Genomic DNA, 4,239 nt, shown 5'->3' with positions numbered 1-4,239 from the left:
GCGCGTGGCCGTTGACCAGCAGCGGGCCGGTGTTCTTGCACTCCACGGTGTCGCCGCCCACGCCGACGACCCGCTTGATGAGGTCCTTCTCCTCGGCGGACGGCATCAGGCCGATCCAGCTGAGCACCGTCTGCAGCGCGTTGGGCGTGGGTGTCGGCTCGCCGGCCAGCCAGTTGTCCGGGTCGTGGAAGACGACGACCTCACCGCGCTCGGGCTGGGAGCCGAACCACGGGGTCAGTTTGTCGACCAGGACCCGGTCGCCCCGCTGCAGGGTGTTCTGCATCGAGTCCGAGGGGATCGAGAACGCCTGTACGAGGAAGGTCTTGATCAGCAGCGCCAGCACCAGCGCGATACCGATCAGGATGGGCAGCTCCTTCCAGAAGGAGCGCGGCTTCGTCCCCTGCGGGCTGCCGTCGCCGCTCCCCCGGTCACCGCCGCGCCTGTGTTCCGTCACTGTGCCGTCCTCGGCCGCTTCGCTCTCACTTCCGGAGGTCACGGCGCTGTCCGCAGCCCGGTTCGCTGCTTCCACGGGGTGTCCGCGGTGCTCCTCGCCGTCGTGCCCGGACCGTGCGCCAACCGCCACATCCCCCACGCCAACTCCTTACTCCGTGCCGCCGCCCGCGCCATGCCCGACGCAGGCCCACCACTCCCATAACGAGCGGGAGTTCCGCAGGACTCGGGAGCTGAACCAGTCCGTTCGGACCGTCCTGGGCAACCCTATGCGACACCCGGGGAGCGGCGGTCGACCCTGCCGCCGCGTCGGACACCGTCGAGAAGGTTTTTGGTTCCTTCAGCATGGACCAGCGGCCGACGGGCCAGCCGATCACCATGGCACGCCCCACCACGGAGTCCTCCGGGACCGTGCCGCCGTACGTGGTGTCCTGGTGGGCGCGCGAGTCGGCGGAGTTGTCCCGGTGGTCGCCCATCACCCACAACCGGCCCCGGGGGACGGTGATGTCGAACGGGGTGTTGGAGGGGGCGTTGCCCGGATAGAGGTAGTCCCCCTCCTCCAGGGGAACGCCGTTGACGGTCACCCTGCCCTGCGCGTCGCAGCACTTGACGTGGTCACCGCCGACGCCGACGACCCGCTTGATGAGGTCCTTCTCGTCGTCGGAGGGCAGCAGGCCGATGAAGGTGAGGCCCTGCTTGACCTGTTTGACGACGACGGGGTCGTCCTTCTTGACCGTCTGCTCGCCGGCCAGCCAGCCGCCCGGGTCGTGGAAGACGACGACGTCCCCGCGCTGCGGCTTGGAGCCGAACCACGGGGTGAGCTTGTCGACCAGGACCCGGTCGCCGATCTGGATGGTCTGCTCCATGGAGCCCGACGGGATCACGAAGGCCTGTACGAGGAAGGTCTTCAGCACCAGGGCTATGAGCACGGCGACGCCGACGAGGAGCGGTATCTCCCGGATCGCGGAGCGCCTGCGCCTGCGCTTGACCTTGCGCTGCAGCTTGCGCCGCTCCGCGCGGGTCCGGCCGCCGGCCGGACTGGCGGCGCGCCGCGCCCCGGTGGGCAGGAGGTTGTCGGCGGCGTCGGCGGAGACGCCGCGCGGCCTGCCGCGGTTACCCATGGGCGCCGTCCACGGGGCCGGCGGCGGGCACGCGCGCGTAGGCGTCGGGGCGCTGCAGGCGGGTCCAGTGGTCAGCGGGCCAGACGATCCAGTCCGCCCGGCCGATCACACGGCCGACCGGAACCATGCCGCCGCCCGGCGAGCCCAGGTGGTCACGGGAGTCGCTGGAGTCGCCACGGTGGTCACCGAGGACGAACAGGGTGCCGTCGGGCACGACGACGTCGAACGGCACCGCGGAGGGGCGGTCACCGGGGTAGAGGAACGTCGACTCGTCGACCGACCGGCCGTTCACCCGGATCCTCCCGTCCTTGTCGCAGCAGACCACACGGTCTCCCCCCGCACCCACAACGCGTTTGATGTAGTCGGCGTCCCCGAAGTACCCGGTTCCGTCGAACACGACGACATCGCCGCGCCGCGGCGCGGCACCGAAACGGTACGCCAACTTGTTTACGGCAACGCGGTCCCCGATCCTCAATCCCTGCTCCATGGAGCCGCTCGGAATCTGGAACGGTTGCACCACGAACGTGCTGAGGAGCAGCAGAAAGACCAGGCAGGTCAGCGCGGTCAGGGTGATCCGCCCACCGGGGAGCCACTCGGTGATCCGCGCCACCAACGCCGAACGCGACCGGTCCTCCGGCCCCCACGTTCCCGGAGCCTGCTCGGGTCCGGCGTCGGAGGGGCGGGAGGAGCGGTCGCGCTCCGTCGGCCGTGCTTCGGTGTCCATCGGGGCCGAATGGTATCCGGCCCCGCTCTGAACCCCGGAAGGCGCTCAGCTCTCGCGCTTCTCCTTGATCTTCGCGGCCTTGCCGCGCAGGTCGCGCAGGTAGTACAGCTTGGCGCGGCGCACGTCACCCTTGGTGACCAGCTCGATCTTCTCGACGATCGGGGTGTGCACCGGGAAGGTGCGCTCGACGCCGACGGAGAAGGAGACCTTGCGGACGGTGAAGGTCTCGCGCACGCCGGAGCCCTGGCGGCGGATCACCACGCCCTTGAACTGCTGCACGCGGGAGCGGTTGCCCTCGATGACGCGGACGTGGACGTTGACGGTGTCACCCGGGCGGAAGGCCGGGATGTCCTCGCGGAGCGACGCGGCGTCGACGGTGTCGAGCAGGTGAGACATTTCGTCTGCTTTCTTCGCTGATGCCACAGGTCATCAACGGGAACTAGAGGTTCGGGATCAACGCTGTGCGGGTCGGGGCGGACGTCCTGTCCCCCTGTGGCAGGGGCGCACGCCGGACGGCGCACAGCAGCGGCCTATTCTTCCACGCCCTCGGTCCTGCGCCAAAATCTGCCGTACGGCTCGCCGTCGGGGTCCGGTGCCCAGCCCAGGATGGACAGCATCTCCCGGTCCTTCTTGTCGAAGACCTTGGGGTCGCAGCGCTCGATGAGGTCGGGCCGGCCGGCCGTCGTACGCCTGAGGGCCTCGTCGCGGCGCCAGCGGGCGATCTTCCCGTGGTGGCCGCTGAGCAGCACCTCGGGAATGCCGCGGCCGCGCCAGAGGGGCGGCTTGGTGTAGACGGGGCCCTCCAGGAGGTTGGCCATGGCGCCGGGCGCGAAGGAGTCGTCGCGGTGCGACTCGGCGTTGCCCAGCACGCCGGGAAGCAGTCTGGCCACGGCCTCGGTGACGACCAGGACCGCCGCCTCCCCGCCGGCGAGGACGTAGTCGCCGATGGACACCTCGTAGACGGGCATCCGGGTGGCGTACTCGTCGATGACCCGGCGGTCGATGCCCTCGTAGCGGGCGGGCGTGAAGATCAGCCAGGGGCGCGCGGAGAGCTCGCCGGCGAGTTCCTGGGTGAACGGGCGGCCACTGGGCGTCGGGACGACGAGCGCGGGCGCGTGGGAGCCGTTCTCGTAACCGTCGGCGAGGACGGAGTCGAGGGCGTCGCCCCAGGGCTCGGTCTTCATCACCATGCCGGGGCCGCCGCCGTAGGGCGTGTCGTCGACCGTGTGGTGCCGGTCGTACGTCCACGCGCGCAGATCGTGCACGTGCACGTTCAGCTGTCCACGCGCGCGTGCCTTGCCGACGAGGGAGACGTTCAGCGGTTCCAGGTACTCGGGGAAGATCGTGACGACGTCGAGCCTCATGCGCTGTCGTCCCTGGACGAAGCCACCTCTGCTCGGTCGTCGATCAGGCCCGGTGGCGGGGCGATGACGGCACGCTGCTCCTCCAGGTCGATCTCGGTGACGATCTCCTCGACGAAGGGGATCATGACCTCGCTGCCGTCCGGGCGCTCGACGATGAACAGGTCCTGGGAGGGCAGGTGGGAGATCTCGGTGATCCGGCCGACCGCCGCGCCGTCCTCGGTCACGACGTCGAGGTCGATCAGCTGGTGGTCGTAGTACTCGTCCTCGCCCTCGGGAAGCTCCTCCGGGTCGACCTCGGCGATCAGGAGGATGTTGCGGAGGGCCTCGGCGGCGTTGCGGTCGTTCACGCCCTCGAAGCGCAGGAGCAGACGGCCGCTGTGCACGCGGCCCGTCTCGATGATCAGCGGCCCGGCGGTTGCCGGGTCGGTGGCCAGTACGGCGCCGGGGGCGAGCCTGAGTTCCGGCTCGTCGGTACGTACCTCCACGGTGACCTCGCCCTTGATGCCGTGGGCGCGGCCGATCCGTGCGACTACCAGCTGCACGTGTCCAAATCTCCTGTCGTAACGGCTGCGGGCCGGGG

Annotated in this window: 6 protein-coding genes; all 6 read right to left on the bottom strand. The window is 70.0% G+C overall.

Annotation, left to right across the window (positions count from 1 at the left end; translation table 11 throughout):
- On the bottom strand, window positions 1-592 hold a 592-nt coding region (gene lepB, locus RH94_RS44565), incomplete at its 3' end, for a signal peptidase I (RefSeq protein ID WP_234426041.1).
- Complete coding sequence (gene lepB, locus RH94_RS25370) at window positions 480-1,571, bottom strand: signal peptidase I (protein ID WP_073950261.1); 1,092 nt, start codon at window positions 1,569-1,571, stop codon at window positions 480-482. The genes lepB (RH94_RS25370) and lepB (RH94_RS44565), both read right to left, overlap by 113 nt.
- On the bottom strand, window positions 1,564-2,295 hold the full coding sequence (gene lepB, locus RH94_RS25365; protein ID WP_073950259.1) for a signal peptidase I: 732 nt from the start codon (window positions 2,293-2,295) through the stop codon (window positions 1,564-1,566). The genes lepB (RH94_RS25370) and lepB (RH94_RS25365) overlap by 8 nt, the downstream gene beginning before the upstream one ends.
- Before the next feature lie 45 nt (window positions 2,296-2,340).
- Window positions 2,341-2,691 carry a 50S ribosomal protein L19 gene (gene rplS, locus RH94_RS25360; RefSeq protein ID WP_073950257.1) on the bottom strand — a complete coding sequence of 117 codons (351 nt, stop codon included), beginning with the start codon at window positions 2,689-2,691 and terminating at the stop codon, window positions 2,341-2,343.
- Between the two features lie 134 nt (window positions 2,692-2,825).
- A complete protein-coding gene (gene trmD, locus RH94_RS25355; protein WP_073950255.1) occupies window positions 2,826-3,659 on the bottom strand; it encodes a tRNA (guanosine(37)-N1)-methyltransferase TrmD in 834 nt (277 codons plus the stop codon).
- On the bottom strand, window positions 3,656-4,201 hold the full coding sequence (rimM, locus tag RH94_RS25350) for a ribosome maturation factor RimM (protein ID WP_073950253.1): 546 nt from the start codon (window positions 4,199-4,201) through the stop codon (window positions 3,656-3,658). The genes trmD and rimM overlap by 4 nt, the downstream gene beginning before the upstream one ends.
- Between the last annotated feature and the right edge of the window lie 38 nt (window positions 4,202-4,239).

The sequence above is a fragment of the Streptomyces kebangsaanensis genome, from assembly GCF_001906585.1.
Taxonomy (GTDB): domain Bacteria; phylum Actinomycetota; class Actinomycetes; order Streptomycetales; family Streptomycetaceae; genus Streptomyces; species Streptomyces kebangsaanensis.
The sequence above is the reverse complement of the archived record's forward strand: the minus strand, read 5'-3'. Positions and strand labels throughout refer to the sequence as shown.

Bases quoted from the DNA above. Each gene is read 5' to 3' on its own strand.
- lepB (WP_073950261.1), bottom strand. From the start codon at position 1,571: ATGGGTAACCGCGGCAGGCCGCGCGGCGTCTCCGCCGACGCCGCCGAC.
- lepB (WP_073950259.1), bottom strand. From the start codon at position 2,295: ATGGACACCGAAGCACGGCCGACGGAGCGCGACCGCTCCTCCCGCCCC.
- rplS (WP_073950257.1), bottom strand. From the start codon at position 2,691: ATGTCTCACCTGCTCGACACCGTCGACGCCGCGTCGCTCCGCGAGGAC.
- trmD (WP_073950255.1), bottom strand. From the start codon at position 3,659: ATGAGGCTCGACGTCGTCACGATCTTCCCCGAGTACCTGGAACCGCTG.